At 68.1% G+C, this 14,874-nt stretch carries 15 protein-coding genes; 6 read left to right on the top strand and 9 right to left on the bottom strand.

Annotation, left to right across the window (positions count from 1 at the left end; all coding sequences use genetic code 11):
- Positions 1–17 precede the first annotated feature (17 nt).
- Together J1792_RS17990 and J1792_RS17985 are read left to right on the top strand one after the other, a co-directional pair.
- Positions 18–1,058 (top strand): cytochrome P450, encoded by a 1,041-nt coding sequence (locus tag J1792_RS17990; protein WP_242645960.1) that lies wholly within the window; start codon positions 18–20, stop codon positions 1,056–1,058.
- A 741-nt stretch (positions 1,059–1,799) separates the two neighbouring features.
- A complete protein-coding gene (locus J1792_RS17985; RefSeq protein ID WP_207247689.1) occupies positions 1,800–2,999 on the top strand; it encodes a cytochrome P450 in 1,200 nt (399 codons plus the stop codon).
- 167 nt (positions 3,000–3,166) lie between these two features.
- Here the strand turns inward: J1792_RS17985 and J1792_RS17980 are convergent, their stop codons facing one another.
- Both J1792_RS17980 and J1792_RS17975 read right to left on the bottom strand, forming a co-directional pair.
- Positions 3,167–3,835: a hypothetical protein gene (locus J1792_RS17980; RefSeq protein WP_207247688.1), complete on the bottom strand. Its 669-nt coding sequence runs from the start codon at positions 3,833–3,835 to the stop codon at positions 3,167–3,169.
- Positions 3,836–4,448: 613 nt separating this feature from the next.
- A complete protein-coding gene (locus tag J1792_RS17975; RefSeq protein WP_086570945.1) occupies positions 4,449–5,420 on the bottom strand; it encodes an SDR family NAD(P)-dependent oxidoreductase in 972 nt (323 codons plus the stop codon).
- A 55-nt stretch (positions 5,421–5,475) separates the two neighbouring features.
- On the opposite strand from J1792_RS17975, the gene J1792_RS17970 reads away from it, so the two are divergent.
- Positions 5,476–5,898, top strand: a complete 423-nt coding sequence (locus J1792_RS17970; RefSeq protein ID WP_086570943.1) for a MerR family transcriptional regulator — start codon at positions 5,476–5,478, stop codon at positions 5,896–5,898.
- Positions 5,899–6,158: 260 nt separating this feature from the next.
- Here the strand turns inward: J1792_RS17970 and J1792_RS17965 are convergent, their stop codons facing one another.
- The 3 genes from J1792_RS17965 to J1792_RS17955 form a co-directional block, all read right to left on the bottom strand.
- On the bottom strand, positions 6,159–6,752 hold the full coding sequence (locus J1792_RS17965) for a DinB family protein (RefSeq protein ID WP_086570942.1): 594 nt from the start codon (positions 6,750–6,752) through the stop codon (positions 6,159–6,161).
- Between the two features lie 87 nt (positions 6,753–6,839).
- Positions 6,840–7,699 (bottom strand): IS5 family transposase gene (locus J1792_RS17960; RefSeq protein ID WP_372446086.1). Its coding sequence is split into 2 segments (ribosomal slippage): positions 6,840–7,333 and positions 7,333–7,699, totalling 861 coding nucleotides; the frame shifts between segments, so codons are not numbered across the junction.
- A 109-nt stretch (positions 7,700–7,808) separates the two neighbouring features.
- The gene (locus J1792_RS17955; protein WP_086573187.1) at positions 7,809–8,201 is read right to left on the bottom strand and encodes a DUF6463 family protein; all 393 of its coding nucleotides are present in this window, start codon (positions 8,199–8,201) and stop codon (positions 7,809–7,811) included.
- 183 nt (positions 8,202–8,384) lie between these two features.
- On the opposite strand from J1792_RS17955, the gene J1792_RS17950 reads away from it, so the two are divergent.
- Entirely contained in the window at positions 8,385–8,987 is a 603-nt protein-coding gene (locus tag J1792_RS17950; RefSeq protein WP_207247836.1) for a TetR/AcrR family transcriptional regulator, read from the top strand.
- A 76-nt stretch (positions 8,988–9,063) separates the two neighbouring features.
- On the opposite strand, the gene J1792_RS17945 is transcribed toward J1792_RS17950, so the two are convergent.
- The 3 genes from J1792_RS17945 to J1792_RS17935 form a co-directional block, all read right to left on the bottom strand.
- Positions 9,064–10,815: an ABC transporter ATP-binding protein gene (locus tag J1792_RS17945; RefSeq protein WP_207247687.1), complete on the bottom strand. Its 1,752-nt coding sequence runs from the start codon at positions 10,813–10,815 to the stop codon at positions 9,064–9,066.
- A 16-nt stretch (positions 10,816–10,831) separates the two neighbouring features.
- Positions 10,832–11,962 (bottom strand): asparagine synthase-related protein, encoded by a 1,131-nt coding sequence (locus tag J1792_RS17940; RefSeq protein ID WP_207247686.1) that lies wholly within the window; start codon positions 11,960–11,962, stop codon positions 10,832–10,834.
- 162 nt (positions 11,963–12,124) lie between these two features.
- Entirely contained in the window at positions 12,125–12,283 is a 159-nt protein-coding gene (locus tag J1792_RS17935; protein WP_179199025.1) for a triculamin-like lasso peptide, read from the bottom strand.
- Between the two features lie 377 nt (positions 12,284–12,660).
- On the opposite strand from J1792_RS17935, the gene J1792_RS17930 reads away from it, so the two are divergent.
- Positions 12,661–13,272 (top strand): helix-turn-helix transcriptional regulator, encoded by a 612-nt coding sequence (locus J1792_RS17930; RefSeq protein ID WP_086573183.1) that lies wholly within the window; start codon positions 12,661–12,663, stop codon positions 13,270–13,272.
- Positions 13,273–13,341: 69 nt separating this feature from the next.
- Entirely contained in the window at positions 13,342–14,214 is an 873-nt protein-coding gene (locus J1792_RS17925; protein WP_086573181.1) for a GNAT family N-acetyltransferase, read from the top strand.
- An 18-nt stretch (positions 14,215–14,232) separates the two neighbouring features.
- Here J1792_RS17925 and J1792_RS17920 read toward each other — a convergent pair whose 3' ends face one another.
- On the bottom strand, positions 14,233–14,838 hold the full coding sequence (locus J1792_RS17920) for a TetR/AcrR family transcriptional regulator (protein WP_086573179.1): 606 nt from the start codon (positions 14,836–14,838) through the stop codon (positions 14,233–14,235).
- Between the last annotated feature and the right edge of the window lie 36 nt (positions 14,839–14,874).

Below are 14,874 nucleotides of genomic sequence, written 5' to 3'. Positions count from 1 at the left end.
AAGAGGGCCCGCACCCCATGACCACACCGCAAGCACCCGCATCCACGTCCACGTCCACGTCCACGTCCACGGAAACCCCGCACGAAGACCCCCTCCCCCACTACCCCTTCAGCACCCGCGGCGACCAGCTCGCCCCCGAACTCACCGAACTGCGCGGCCGCTGCCCCGTCGCCCGGGTCAGCACCAACTCCGGCGACCAGGCATGGCTGGTCACCGGCTACGAACTGACCCAGCACGTCATGCGCGACCGCGCCTACGCCCGCTCCGTCCTGGCCGCCGCGGACAGCCCGGCACAGGACGCCCCGATCCTCGCGCCCGAACTGCTCGACGCCATGAACCACCTGCAGCAGGCGGGCCTGCGCGACGAAGTACTCAAGGCCCTCGGGCGCAACCAGCCCGACCTCCCCGCCGACTGGGTCGAAGCCGCCACCCACGAGGGCCTGGACGCCATGATCCGGGAGGGCAGCCCCGGCGACCTGCAGCGTCACTTCGCCGAGTGGGTCGCCGCCCAGTGCATGTGCCGGCTCCTCGGACTGCCCTTCGAGGACCGCGAATGGCTCGCCGTACGGGCCGACCTCGACCTGACCATGGTCACGCCCACGTACGAGGAACTCGCCCGCAACTGGGAGGAGATCCGCGCGTACATGCACGAGCACATGGCGACCCGCCGCCCCGGCCACCCGCGCGGCCTGGCGGACCGCCTCGCCGACCTCAACGCCGAGCACCAGGGCCTGACCGGCCGCCAGCTGTCGAACATCGTGTCGGTCCTCTTCGTCAGCGGCTACGAGGACTTCGCGAGCTTCCTGGGTGTCGCCGCCTTCAACCTCCTGCAGCGCCCCGACGTCATGAGCGCGGTCCGCGCCCGCCCCGAGACGATGCCGCAGTGCGTCGAGGAGCTCCTGCGCTGCAGCGTCGTCCTGGGCAACGCGATCCCCCGCTTCGTCACCCAGGACGCACAGCTCGGCGACGCGGAGGTGAAGGAGGGCGACATGGTCCTGCTCTCCCTGGACGCGGTCAACTACGACCCCGCCGCGTTCTCCGACCCCGAGACCTTCTGACCCCACCGTTCCCCCAACCCGCACCTCCGCTTCGGCTACGGCCGCCACCACTGCCCCGGCGCCCACCTGGTCCGCCGCCAGTCCGACGTCGCCTTCCGCGTCCTCCTCGAGCGCCTGCCCGGAATCCGCCTGGCCGTGCCGCCGGCGGAGGTCCCGTGGCACCCCAACCGCATGGCCATCATGGCGGCCGGGCTGCCTGTGACCTGGTAGTCCCGCAAGCACGGCAGGAGGGCCGAGCCCGGCAGGCCGAGACGGCTATTCGAACAGGTCGTGTCGTGCCGTGCCGGGCTCGCGCCCAACCAGCCGTGTTAGATCCCCTGCGGCCATGGGTAGAGTTGGTTTGACGCTCAATGAGTGGATTTCAGAACCAATTCCAACGTGGTCAGGGACCTGGTCGTACTCGAAAGCCGGGACATGACCCGCCCCCCGAACACCCCGCGCCCGGCCAGGGGCTGACGCCGCCCCTGGCAGCCGGACACCACAGTTGCCTGCCGGTACGCGCGCGGCGCCGACCGTGCGATCTCCCGACCGCCCGTTCGTCGTTGCACTGCATCTCGGCCACGACCAGGCGTCCGACCAGATGGCGGCAGCCGCGACAGCGGCAATCCTCAAGGGACCACGATGACCACCGATGCGCGTGGACGGGGCGACGGACGCGAGTCTCTGCTCCCCGCCGACCTGCCCCACCAAGCGACAGGAACCCCGAGCGTCGACACGGGAGAGGAGTCGCGGACACCATCAATGCGTCACCCCGTCTACAGGCCACCCGACATCCCCGGCCTGGAGTTCGACCCGTTCCTGACCCAGGCGCTGGCCCAGGGCCCGGTGATGAAAATCCGGCTGCCCCAAGGAGCGGCGTTGGCGGAGTGCTGGCTGGTCACCGGATACGAGGAAACACGGTTCGTGGCGTCCGACCCGCGATTCAGCCGGGACATCACCAAGCGTGCCTTCCCCACGATGAACCGCCACCTCATCCCGATGGGCGCCAGCGTCAGCTTCATCGACCCGCCCGACCACACCCGGATCCGCTCCGTGGTCACCCCGGCCTTCTCCGCCGGCCGCATGCAGGAGCTGCGCCCCCGGGCGGAAGCCCTGGTGACCCAGCTGCTGGACGGCCTGGAAGCGGTCGGCCCGCCGGCCGACCTGATCGAGCAAGTCATCTCCCCGTTGCCACTGACGCTCATCGGAGAGATCTTCGGCATCGACCCGGCCGAACGCCCGCGACTGCGCCGCTGGGCGGAAGGCATCCTCGTACGCCCACGCACCGAACAGGACGCGGCACACGCCCGCGCACTGCGCGACGAGGCGGCCGCACACTTCCACGACCTGCTGGACCGACGCCGCGCCTCGTCCGGCGACGACCTCATGACAGTCTTCGCGCACGCTGTCGAGGAGAGGCAGATCAGCGAGGACGAAGCACTCGCCATGGCCTCTCTCACGGCGCTGAACGGCTGGCATCCGGTCCGCAACAACCTCGCCAACATGGTCTTCACCCTGCTGCGCCGACCGCACCTCGTCAAAGCGCTCAGCGGCGGAGACATCCCCGTCGCACAGCTGGTCGAAGAGCTGCTGCGCTGGATTCCCCACAAGAACGGCATCGGGCAGCCCCGGGTGGCCACCGAGGACGTGGCACTGGGCGAGGCCACCATCCGCGCCGGGGATTACGTCTACGTCCAGTACTGGGCCGCCAACCGCGACCCGGCCGCTTTCACCCGCCCCGCCGAGATCGATGCCGACCGCTCCGGTCCGCCCCACCTCGCCTTCGGACACGGCCCCCACTACTGCGTGGCCCCGCACCTGGCCCGCCTCCAGGCCCAGCTACTGCTGCCCGCCCTCTTCACCCGTCTCCCCGCACTATGCCTGGCGGTGCCCGCCGACGAGGTGGCCTTCCAACTGGACGCCCTGATCCGTGGCCCCATCACGCTCCCAGTGGCGTGGTAGCCCCCTGCGAGCGCGCCCTGCCGAGGCCAGCGCTTCCTCCTCCCCCCCCAGCGGAGCGATCAGCCCACGCGTCCATGCCACCGGGGCCTCCCGCGCGTGGCTTGACGAATTGCCGGACGGACTAGGGTGAACCGGCTCGTATCAAGCCGAGTTGTCCGTCCGTCTGATCACTGGGCGACCCACTCCCAAGACGCGGCCTTCATATAGTCCTCGACAGTCGTCATATCCGTCGTATCCCAGGCGAGTCGGGCAGGGGGGTTCGACTCGTCCCCGGCAAAGACCGTGCAAAGGGTGCGCGTCTCTCCGATGTCCCAACTCATGTAGACGGGCGGGACCTCGCAACCACCCTCGACAAAACCCGAGTGGACAACCGGCCGCGCCGCGACCTTCACACCATTCATGTCGAGGGCCGCGGCGTGGGCTCCGAGGTCAGGGTTGGCGACTTGCGGCTTCCCTTCCTTCAGCGTGTACGCGATGTACACGAAGTACGGGGTATTGCCCTTCAGCTCGCCAGGACTGCTCTGGTCCCAGTGCAGGTACTTCGCCTGCGCGGCGGTCCCCTTGACGATCTTCGTGGCAGTTACCTCGAACTTCCCCCCTTCGGTGTTCTGGGGTTCGTACAGCTTCGGTGCCGGCCGGCCCATCGCCAGCGCTGGACCCCACTCCGGCTTCTTGGACGGACGCACGGACGGACTCTCCTGGCCAGTCGCGCCCTTCGCCGAGCTGTCTTCCGGAACGCCGGACTTCTCACCGCCTCCAGCACCACCGCAGGCGGTGAGCGTGATTCCAAGGACGGTTACCAAGACCCCGTACAGGGTCTTAGATCGGCGGTGCATACGTGCTTCCTTCTCACTGAAATTCCGGATTGGGGGGACACGAGCCTGAGCGTGCGGCCCCTTTTGGCAGCGCGACGCGACCGTCGTGCATACGCAACACACTCACGGCGCGCGGTCGCCTCGCCCGCGGTCATCCTGCCAGCGGGCCGCTGCGCTCACCGTCGCCGGTCCCACGGACGCCTTCCAGCTGACCTTGACCGCCATCGAGCGAAGGTCAACAGATTACGCTGCGTACACCACCACAGGAAGTGGACCAGGACCAGAACTCACCTGTGCAGTCAGCAACGGGCAACCCGGCAGGCCTTCCCGGTCACAGCACTGAACTGGCAGGGACGGCTCGTCCAGGCGACGGGGAAGATCCGGTGCGGCGCAGGAAGCTGATGGCCAACCTCGCGGTCACCGCCCCCGCGGCCGTCGGCGCCCCGATCCTGCCCACCGGCACGGCGAGCACCTGACACACCGTCGCCCTGGTCGGCCTACCGAACAGGGCGACCAGGGTCGATACCGGGAACGGATCAGTGCGGGGTCACCGGTCAGCGACTACGAAGGGGTGATCACGACGCACCATGACCTCCGTGGTGGCACACCGCCCGGTGCGTGCGAAGCGCCGGGTTCACCGTGTGATCGGGGTGGCGCCGGTCGCAGCGATGGACAGGTCCCAGAGCCGTGCGGCCGCGTCGGGGACGATGGCGTACTGGCGGACACCGCCGTCGTCCATCGGCGTGTTGGGGGCGGAGACGCGTGCGATGTCGCAGTCTTCGAGGTAGAGCCCGCCGCGCTCGTCGAGGAGTGGGGATGTGGCTGCCCACAGACCGGTGGCGGCGCCCTGCGAGGGCGTCTTGAAGTCGGCGCCGATCACGTTGCCGTGCGCGTCCAGCCATCCGCGTTCGATCTGTTCCTGGAACGTCATCTCCCGCTGAAGACCGGTGATGATCTTGCCTGGGTGGAGAGCGAACGCCCGGACGCCCTCGTTGCGCCCGAGGGCGTCGAACTGCACGGCGAAGAGGGAGTTTGCGGTCTTGGCCTGGCCGTAGGCCAGCCACTTGTCGTAGCCGGTGCGGAAGTGCGGGTCGTGCCAGCGGATGTCGGTCAGGACGTGTCCGGCGGAGCTGTTGATGACGACGCGCGCACCATCGGCGGCGGCCAGGAGCGGATAGAGCTCGCAGGCGAGGGTGAAGTGTCCGAAGTGGTTGGTGGCGAGCTGGCTCTCCCAGCCGGGGCCGACGTGCCGCTCGGGGGTGGCCATGACTCCGGCGACGGCCATGAACAGGTCGAGCCTGGGGAGCAAGTCCCCGATCCGTGCGGCGGCGGCGCGCACACTGTCGAGATCCGCCAGGTCCATGGGGATGACGTCGCAGCCCTCCACATCGGCGAGCGCGGCGCGGGCGATGTCGGGTCGGCGGGCCGGGACGATGACCTGGGCCCCGGCGGCCGTCAGGGCCCGGGTGGTTTCCAGGCCGAGCCCTGAGTAGCCCCCCGTCACGACGGCGCTCGTGCCGGACAGGTCGAGGCCGGCGATGACGTCCTCGGCGGTGCTGGTGGCGGAGAAGGGCGAGCCGAGCGGCTGCTGATCGGTGCTGGTCATGGCGTCGACGCTACGATCTGGAGCAAGGTCTAGATCAAGTCCTAGACTGGCCGGCATGGCGACTACCGAGACCTCCGCGGAGCCACTGAGCATCGGCGAGGTGGCCGAGCGGACCGGGCTCAGCGTGCACGCACTGCGCTTCTACGAGCGTGAGGGCCTGCTGGTCGGACCGGTCCAGCGCACGTCCGGCGGTCGGCGGCGGTACACCGCGTTCGATGTCGACTGGCTGCTGATCTGCGTCAAGCTGCGTGAATCCGGGATGCCCCTGGCCGACCTCAAGCAATTCGCCGAGCTGGTGCGGCAGGGGCCGGGCAACGAGGCGGAACGCCTCCAGCTCCTCGATGCCCACCGGCAGCGCGTCGATGCACAGATCCAGGCGTTGCAGGAGTGCCGTTCCGTCATCACCTGGAAGGTCGGCGTCTACGCCGACCACCTCGCCCGCGGCGAGGCCGGCGGACTGTGGGACCCGACGGCCTGAGACGAGACCAAACTCCCCGAGAGCTGCCACTAGCCGGTGCGTGAACTACTCCTGCGGGCAGACCGGTTGTCCCGGTGGCCGTGTTCTTCGCCGATTTGCAGGCCGCCTCGAAGTCACATTCCCCGCAGCCATGCCGCCACGCCCCTCGCCCGCACCCACGGCATCGACATCACCGTAGCCGTCAAAAGGCAGCGAGCCGCAGCTGGCGACTGGGGCGCCAGCGCACGCTGCCAAGGCGAGCTCCACCTCCCCGAACGAACTCAGCTCAGCTTGGCCTGGGCCTGTTTGGCAGACGCCTCCAGCTTGTTCCAGTACTCCTGGTACCAAACTTCGCCGTCGCCGGCCATGTTGCTTCTGCTCTCTCGCATGCCGACCTTGCCGTCGATCAGCTCGCGGACGATGTCGGCGTGGCCGGCGTGCCGGTTCGTCTCCGCCGTCATATGCAGCATGATCCGCTGAAGCGTCACCTCGCCCTCGTCGCCCCACCATGCCACGTGGCCCATCGCATCGAGCGGTAGCGCTTCGATCGTCGCATCCGCGTGCGCCCAGGCACGGTGGTAGAGGCTGAGGATATCCTCGCGCGACTCGTCGGCGGGTGCCCACATGTCCGAGTTGGGCTCGGCGTCCTCCTCGTGCCAGGGGAGGGATTCGTTGTGCGGGCGGCCGAAGGTCGGGCCGAAGTACCCGAACTCGACGCTGGCGAGGTGCTTGACGAGGCCGAGAAGGTTGGTGCCCGTGGGTGTCAGAGGGCGGCGGACGTCGTACTCGGACAGTCCGTCCAGCTTCCAGACGACGGCTTCGCGGGCTGCCTTGAGGTAGCGGTGCAGGTCGCCTTTAGGGTCATTGGGCTTCATGGGGCTGAGTCTCGCACCGCATGCCGACAGCAGTCGCATGAGTTTCCCCTCGCTCACAAAGCATCAGCCAACGACTAGGGTCCGTCTTCAAATTGATCTTGCCCAGAGCAGGAGTGATGCGAGTGTGACTGCTGCTTCGTAGGAGGTGGCGGTCTTCTCGTAGCGGGTGGCGATGCCGCGGAAGCCTTTGAGTTGGTTGAAGCAGCGTTCGACGGTGTTGCGGCGGCGGTAGATCTCGCTGTTGAAGCTTGTCGGCCGGCCGCCTCGTCGGCCTCGGTTTCGGCGGTGCCGCTTCTGGTCGTTCTTCTCCGGGATCGTGTGTCCGATGCCGCGTTTACGCAGGTAGGCGCGGAAGCCGCGTGAACTGTAGGCCTTGTCTGCGATCACGTGATCTGGGCGGCAGCGGGGCCGGCCTGGTCCGGTACGGGGCACTCGGATGCGTTCGAGCAGGGGGCGTGCGCAGATGCCGTCGTGTCGTTGGCCCGGAGTGAGCAGGATGGCCAGGGGGCGGCCGCGGCCGTCGCAGGCGAGGTGGATTTTGCTGGTCAGGCCTCCCCGGGATCGGCCGAGGGCGTGATCGTCCGGTTCGTCCGTCCGGTGCCTCCCCCTTTTCGGCCGGTGGCGGCGGCGTGCTGGTGGGCGCGGACGATGGTGGAGTCGATCTGGACCAGCCAGTCGATGTCACCAGCGGCGTCGGCACGGGCCTGGATCCGTTGCAGGGCCCGGGTGAACACGCCGTCGATGGCATAGCGGCGGAAGCGAGTGTAGACCGTCTTCCACGGGCCGTAGCGTTCTGGCAGGTCACGCCAGGAGACCCCGGTCCGGATCTTGTAGACCATCCCGTTGATGACCCTGCGGTCCTCGGTCCGAGGCCGGCCTCTGCTGGCACTCGGTATCAGCGGAGCCAGTAACTCCCACTCGGAGTCGGTCAGTTCATGACGTCGAATCACGACACCATGATCCACCATCGAACGACCATTTGAAGACGGACCCTAGGTCGTCCACCCCGCGGACGATGCCGCCCGGGACGGTGCTCAGCGCTCAGGTGCCGCTGCCTCAGCCGGCAGACGCGTTCCCCTGGCCTTCGCCATGTCGGGCTCCGACCAGCAGCAGGTAGGCCGCGACGAGGAGGACCAACAAGGGCGAGGGCCCGTCGACTACGAAACCGAGGACGACCCACGCCACCATGGCCCAGGCGATGAACGCGGGCGGCGTCATTCCGCGACGGGCGAGCCACAGCACGGTCAGGCCGGTGAGGAGAAGCGGCGGGCCGAAGCTGAACACCGAATACCACCAGGCGACGGTGGCGTCGCTCATCTCGGGGTAGTCCCCGAGGTTCCACACCCCGCCGAACCAGGTCCCGGCGTAATCCGGAGCCGTTTCGAGAAGGCTGCCCAGCGTGTGCCCGATGCCGGCCAGCGTGATGATCCAGCCTGCCCACTTGATCATCTGAGTACTCCGTTTCTCGCGACCACGGGGACGAGGGGACGGGTGGGTCTTCGTTTGGGGGCCGTCCTTCCGGAACGCCGAAGTCCCCCTTCCCCAACGTCCGTTGTACAGTTATGTACAACACGAGACTAGGCCCGTTATACAGCCCTGTACATCCAGCAACTGCATGAGGTGAACCACAAGATGGGTGCGCTGCGCACACCGCGCGAGACCTGGGTCGAAGAAGGACTGCGCGCTCTGGCGAAGGGCGGCGTGGAGGCCGTACGCATCGACGCCCTGGCAAAGACGCTCGGCGTCACCAGGGGAGGCTTCTACGGCTACTTCGCCAGCCGCGAGGCGCTGTTGACCGAAATGCTCGACGCCTGGGAGCGAGAGAGCGTCGACGACGTCATCGACCGGGTCGAGCAGGAGAGCGACGCCCCCCTGGAAAGGGTGCGGCTCGCCGGGCAACTCACCTTCTCCGGCGACCGTCTGCTGCCCATCGACCTCGCCGTCCGCGACTGGGCACGCCGCGACCAGGCGGTCGCCGACCGGCTGCGCCGCGTGGACAACCGGCGCATGCGGCTGCTGCGTGACGCGATCAGCACGTTCTGCCCCGACCCGGAAGAGGTCGAGGCCCGCTGCCTGCTCGCCTTCTGCATGGCCATCGGCAGCCACTTCCTCGCCGCCGACCACCCCGGCCGCACCCAAGCCGAGGTCCGCGCCCGGGCCGGCCGGCTTCTCCTCGACCGCTCGCCCGGCACGGACAAGGTGCCCCGGATGAAGAGCGGGCACGAGCCACGGTGATCATGGGGTTTCCACGCTCAACCCGGTGACCGTCGGCAACCTCTCTACAACTACGCGGCTCCGGCCCGCGCCGGAGTCAGGCGGCCGCGTGCTGCGCGGGCAGGTGGTCCCGTATCTCGTCGTAGCCGCCGGCGGCGACCACCCGCCCGCCGTCCAGCACGACGACCTGGTCGGCGGACCGGATCGTGGACAGCCGGTGGGCGATGACCAGCAGCGTGCACTCCTTGGAGATCAGATGCAGGGTCTGTGCCAGGAGCTGCTCATGGGCGGCGTCCAGGTGCGAGGTGGGCTCGTCCAGCAACAGGATCTCCGGCCGGGCCAGCAGGGCACGAGCGATCGCCACGCGCTGTTGTTCGCCACCGGACAACGACGAGCCGTGTTCCCCGACGGGGGTGTCGAGGCCGTCGGGCAGCCGCTTCACCAAGGCGGACAAGCCCGCCATCTCCACTACCCGGTGCAGCCACGGTTCTTCGGCGTCCGGCGCCGCGTAGGTGAGGTTGTCGCGCAGAGTGCCGTACATCAGCGGTGAATGCTGCTCCACCAGGCCGATGCGGGACCGCCATTCGCCCGTGGTGTGCTCGGTGTGGGCATCGCGCCCGTCGAGGGTGATGCTCCCGGCCGCGGGGTCGTAGAACCGTCCGAGCAGGCTGAAGATCGTGCTCTTGCCGGCCCCGGACGGCCCTGCGATGGCCGTGAAGCTGTGGCGGGGCACCCGGAACGACGCCCCCTTGAGAATCTCGCGATCGGTGTAGCGGAACCGGAGGTCGTGCAGCACGAGCCCGGAGGCGGCGACGGCGACGGCGACGGGCTCCTTCCGGAACTGGTCCGTCTGCGGGCGGTCCGTCCGGAGCCGGTCCGTTTCGACGGGCAGATCCAGGACCTCCTGGATGCGCTGCAGCGCCGCGAGCCCGGCTTGCAGTGCGGGAGCGATGTCGAACAGCCCGGCCATCGGTACGGCCAGGTAGTTCACGTAGAGGAGGAAGGCCACCAGCTCGCCGACGGCCATGTCCCCGGACGCGACCCTGGCCAGGCCGACGACGATGACCACGATCAGCGAGCCCTGCACCGCGAGTTCGATGGCGGGTGAGACCACGGCGGTCAGACGGGCGGCCTTGACGTTGTGACCGTAGATGTCGTCGGTGCTACGGGCCAGCGCCGCGGATTCGCGCGCCTCGGCACGGTTGATGCGCACGGTGCGGATGGCGCTGAGGACGCGCTCCAGCTCGGCGGCGAGGGAGCCGGTGGCTTCCTGCGCGGCCTGGGTCTCGCGGCGGATCCCCTTGAGTACGAGCGCCATCACCGCTCCGGACCCGATGACGACCGCCATGACCACCCCGGCGAGTATCGGATCCAGCCAGAACATCATGCCCACGCCGCCGACCACGACGATGGAGTTGACGATCGCGTTCACCACGTCGGTGGCGAGCACGTCGCGCAGCAGGGTGGTGTCGGTGGTGGTGCGGGAGATCAGGTCGCCCAGCCGGTGACGGTCGTAGACGGCCATGCGCAAGCACAGCAACTGGTCGACCATCGCCCTGCGCAGCCGCTGGACGACACCCTCGCCGGCCTGGTCGAGCCGGAACGTCGACCAGGCCTGCAATGCGGCTTGGCCTGCGAAGACGGCGGCGAGCAGCCACAACAGTCCGGCGACGGACCGCCCCGCCGTCGCCGCCTCGATGGTCCGGTTGACGATCAGAGGCTGGGCCAGCCCGAGTCCGGATCCGGCCAGGGCGCAGAGCAGAGCGAACAGCAGCCTTCGCCGACTGCCCCGCGTCCAGGCCAGCAGAGTACGGAAGGTGACGCGGCTGACTTTCGAGGTTTCGTCCATGGCTCCGCAAGGGTGATTAGTCGATCAGTTCGTAACCGAGTTCCATCGCCGTGGCCAGCCATTGCTCGACCTCGACGATGCGGGTCGCCACCATGGGATCCAGGTCTCCTGACAGCGCGCGGGCGCTGAGGATCCCGCTCTCCAGCAGATACTTCGCCGACAGTTCGGCGGGATCCACACGGCTGACGATGGCCCGGCTGAAGATTTGTTTGGCGGTGGGGAGATGCGCCAGGGCACCCGGGGGCATCAGCTTGATCACCTGGGATTTCATCCGCCAGTACGGGTGCGGGTAGCTCGGGTCGTAGCGCCGGTGCAGCGGTAGTCGCTTCGCCCGTTCGACGAACTCCGGGTCCAGGAAGGGGTCCTCGTTGCGCACCAGACCGGCTGTGCGCAGCCGTTGGTGTGGATAGAGGTCGCTCCACGCTTCCATGACGGCCAGCGAATCATGGTGCCGTTCGTGGAGCCGTACCAGCGAACCGATCCAGGACTTCGTCCATGCGGTGGCGATTCCTCGGTACGGCTCGGCGAGGAAGTCGTGCGGTGGATTGCTGCACAGCTCCGGCCAGGAACACGCCAGATACGTCATCGCCCGGCGTCGTCGGCCGAGGAGGGGCGAGAGTACGGCGAGCGTCTCGAGTTTCTTCGTGGGCTGATACTCGCCGCGGTGATCGCGCCAGTAGTCCGGCAGTGCGCGCACGTTTCCGTGGCGAAATAAGTGGGGTGTCAGGTACTGCCCGCTGCCCAGGAGTTCGTCGGCGCCGTCGCCGGTGAGCAGCACGTCCGCGCCCGCCTCGTGGGCGAGTTCCACCAGAAGCCGGTTGGCATCGGGCAGGGCGTCGAGACGTGGCCCTTCCGCATGCCATTCCGGAACCCCCGTCGGTCGCCGGGAGATCGGTACGATCCGCAGGTCGCACCGCAGACCGATTCCCTCGAGCAGGTTCCGGGCGACGGGGATGTTGGACTTCCCCCGGTCATCGATCATTTCGATGGCGACAGCGGTGATCCGGCGCTGATCACCGTGCTCGAGGATGAGGTTGGCCAGAACGGCGAGGGAGTCGAGCCCGCCGGAGGTGGCGACCGCGACCCCCTCGCTGTTCCCGACGGCGCGCCGTAACGAGGCGAGGAACTCCGTGCGCAGATTTCGCATTCCAGGTTCGCCCCGGGGCCACGGGGGTTCCGTCGCCATATCCGGACCGTCCTCGAAGGGATGGGCCGGGCCGAACTCGCCCCTGATGGCCGGCCAGGTCAACCACAGTGCGAGTCTGCGTCGGGAGATCCGCTCGTACGGCACGCCGTCACCTGCCTCTGGTTACTTGCGGGCTTCGCTTTCCAGCGTCTCGGCCAGGTCGGCCAGGGAATCCCGGATCGAGGTGGTGGCCTCCGCCTCCGGGGTCTCGTCCATGAACATGAAGCGTCCCCGGACGCCCTTGCCGCGAATACCGTCGCCCGGCTTGCTCTTCTTCGACATCGCTACCTCCTTGGATGGTGAGAAAAAATCGGTGATACGGCTCCCGATTTTCGATGAAGGCGATCGGCACACCCGTGAGCCGATTCCCTTCGTCATTCATGACAACGTGTCGACGCCATGGAAATCAATGCCCTGAATTGGACAGCGGCAATGTACGATTCCGGACTTGGCGAACCCATTACCACGAGAGATCCCGGTGCGGGCCGTACACAATCGGACAGTTTTCGTACAAAGATCATCACCAGCCGACGCGAGCACGGAGCTTCGACCTGTGACGACGACCGACGAGTGGCCGATAGTGGACCAGCACGACGAACGTGATCCAGATCTCAGCCTTCCGATATCGATTTTGCGTTACCTTGATCTGGACCTGTCCTATGATCCCGGACCTTTCACGGCCCGGCTCATGCGCTTGGTTAGGGGGAGCACTGACAGTGGGACGACCCTTACGTGAATTAACTCCCTGCGCGTCGGTACGCCATCGCTTCGGGGCGGAACTACGCACATTCCGAAAACAGCGGGGACTTTCCCAAACGGCCCTCGGGGAACGAGTGATGCACAGCGGTTCCACCGTGTCGAAGATCGAAAAAGCGGAACGTTGGCCGAGCCGGGAATTCGCCTTCCTCAGCGATAAGGTGCTGCACGCCCAGGGCTCCCTGAAAGACCTCTGGCTCAGGGCGCAGGCGGAGAGAACAGCCTCGGAACTCGCCGTCTCGACCATCGGGGAACCAGCCCAGGCGCCGGACGCGAGGGCCCGGCTGAGCCGGGCGATTCCCCACCTCGACGAAGGTCTCGGCATGTCGGCCGCCGACCACGAGCACCCGTACCGGGCGACCGATCGAATCGTCGCCGACCTGCTGGACCTTCAGGAGATCGTGGCCGGGCATCGGGAGGAAGCAAGGCTGCGGAGGAGCCTCGACCAGACCATCAGCCTGCTGATCGGCGACATCGAACCCATCTCCCTGGCCACCCTGCAGAACGCCGAGTAGTGACCGGTACGGGCGACGAGCAACCGGCCGTCCTGGACAGAAGAGGACCCGGTGACCAGTGTGGTAGCCATGACACGCCTAACGCTCCGCCCGTACCGCGCGACCGACCGGACGGCCGTCCTGACCCTTGTCAACGCCGACAGGCTCCCGGGCCAGCCGGAAGCCACACCCGACATGCTCGCGCAGGCCTTACGCGGCGAGTCGCCCGTCGACGACAACTGGTGGGCCGAACTCGACCCGCCGACCGTACACGTGGCCACCACCGCCGACGGCAACGGCAACGTCGTGGGCGTCGTCTCCTGCGCACTGCGTCCGAAAGACGACACCGGGCTGATCCTGTGGGCCCACTGCCGTGAGAACGCGGCCGTGGCCGAGGCGCTGATCGCCCATGCCCTGGCAGAGCTGGCGCCCCGCCCCGTCGAAGCCTTCCAGTTCGCGACCGCGCTCACCCTGGGTCTGGAGGCGCTGCCGATCGGCCACCGGCCGGTGACCCGCGCGGCACTGGAACGCGCCGGGTTCACCGGCGAACGCCTCTGGCGCTACATGCACGCCGCCCTACCGCGCCCCGGCCTGCCACGGGCGGACAACATCCGGATCGTCCCCGAGCCCGAGCGGACGACCGCTCGGCAACTGCAGGTGCGCAGAGACGGCCGGACGGTGGCCGAGGCGGTCATCGGCGAACCCGTCCAGGGCGTCGGCGTCCTGTGGTGGATCGAGGTCGGCCCCGAAGCGCGAAGGCAGGGCCTGGGACGCGCACTACTCGGCTCCGCCCTCGACACGCTCACCGGTCTAGGAGCCACTGAAGCGATTCTCTACGTCGACGACGACGAACCCCCCGGGGGCGAACGCGACCGGACGGCGGCCAACGCCCTGTACGAATCCGCCGGATTCAACGAAGTCGATCAGCTGTGGATCTACGTACGGCCCACCGTCACGCCGTGATGCGGCATCTGGTCACGGTCACCCGTCCTGGCCGGGGCGGTTTTCCTGTCGCGCCAGGGGGCTGGTGGCCCAGCCGTGTTCCAGCAGGGTGAACAGGTCGCGCATGGTTCGGGCCGGGTCTTCGCTTGCGCGGGCGATGCTGGGGGCTTCCAGGGCAAAGCGCGCCAGTCCTGTGACGGCGGGGTCTCCCGCGGTGAGCCCAGTGGCCTCGGCGAGGGCGGCGGCGAGCGTCTTTTCGTGGCGCGACCAGATGCGCCTGGCGTAGTCCCGCAGCGCGGGGGTGGATTCGACGAGGACGAACGTGGGGTCGTCGGTCCGCACGGCGGTACGGGTGTGCACCATGTGGTCGCGCAGGGCGTGCAGCGCGGACTGGCCGGGGGCTCGGTCGCGAACGGCGGTGATCAGAGCGCTCTCCATGTCCGCGTCCAGGTCGAAGACGAGGGCTTCCTTGCTGGGGAAGTGCTTGAAGAGCGTGCTCAGCGAGACGTCGGCCGCCTCCGCCACCTCGCGTACACCGACGTTGTCGAAGCCGCGCTCGGTGAACAGCCGCACTGCGGCATCCGTCAGCGCCTGCCTTGTCTGGGCCTTTTTGCGCTCGCGGCGTCCTGTCGTGGTCTCTGCCATGCCCCTCACCCTACCCGCTTCAGACGAGCCGATCGT

Origin of the sequence: Streptomyces triculaminicus (assembly GCF_017349075.1) — a bacterium.
In the GTDB taxonomy this organism is placed as follows: Bacteria; Actinomycetota; Actinomycetes; order Streptomycetales; family Streptomycetaceae; genus Streptomyces; species Streptomyces triculaminicus.
This window is presented reverse-complemented; position numbering and strand designations above follow the sequence as displayed.

Bases quoted from the DNA above. Each gene is read 5' to 3' on its own strand.
- J1792_RS17990 (WP_242645960.1), top strand. From the start codon at position 18: ATGACCACACCGCAAGCACCCGCATCCACGTCCACGTCCACGTCCACG.
- J1792_RS17985 (WP_207247689.1), top strand. From the start codon at position 1,800: ATGCGTCACCCCGTCTACAGGCCACCCGACATCCCCGGCCTGGAGTTC.
- J1792_RS17980 (WP_207247688.1), bottom strand. From the start codon at position 3,835: ATGCACCGCCGATCTAAGACCCTGTACGGGGTCTTGGTAACCGTCCTT.
- J1792_RS17975 (WP_086570945.1), bottom strand. From the start codon at position 5,420: ATGACCAGCACCGATCAGCAGCCGCTCGGCTCGCCCTTCTCCGCCACC.
- J1792_RS17970 (WP_086570943.1), top strand. From the start codon at position 5,476: ATGGCGACTACCGAGACCTCCGCGGAGCCACTGAGCATCGGCGAGGTG.
- J1792_RS17965 (WP_086570942.1), bottom strand. From the start codon at position 6,752: ATGAAGCCCAATGACCCTAAAGGCGACCTGCACCGCTACCTCAAGGCA.
- J1792_RS17955 (WP_086573187.1), bottom strand. From the start codon at position 8,201: ATGATCAAGTGGGCAGGCTGGATCATCACGCTGGCCGGCATCGGGCAC.
- J1792_RS17950 (WP_207247836.1), top strand. From the start codon at position 8,385: ATGGGTGCGCTGCGCACACCGCGCGAGACCTGGGTCGAAGAAGGACTG.
- J1792_RS17945 (WP_207247687.1), bottom strand. From the start codon at position 10,815: ATGGACGAAACCTCGAAAGTCAGCCGCGTCACCTTCCGTACTCTGCTG.
- J1792_RS17940 (WP_207247686.1), bottom strand. From the start codon at position 11,962: ATGCGAAATCTGCGCACGGAGTTCCTCGCCTCGTTACGGCGCGCCGTC.
- J1792_RS17935 (WP_179199025.1), bottom strand. From the start codon at position 12,283: ATGTCGAAGAAGAGCAAGCCGGGCGACGGTATTCGCGGCAAGGGCGTC.
- J1792_RS17930 (WP_086573183.1), top strand. From the start codon at position 12,661: ATGATCCCGGACCTTTCACGGCCCGGCTCATGCGCTTGGTTAGGGGGA.
- J1792_RS17925 (WP_086573181.1), top strand. From the start codon at position 13,342: ATGACACGCCTAACGCTCCGCCCGTACCGCGCGACCGACCGGACGGCC.
- J1792_RS17920 (WP_086573179.1), bottom strand. From the start codon at position 14,838: ATGGCAGAGACCACGACAGGACGCCGCGAGCGCAAAAAGGCCCAGACA.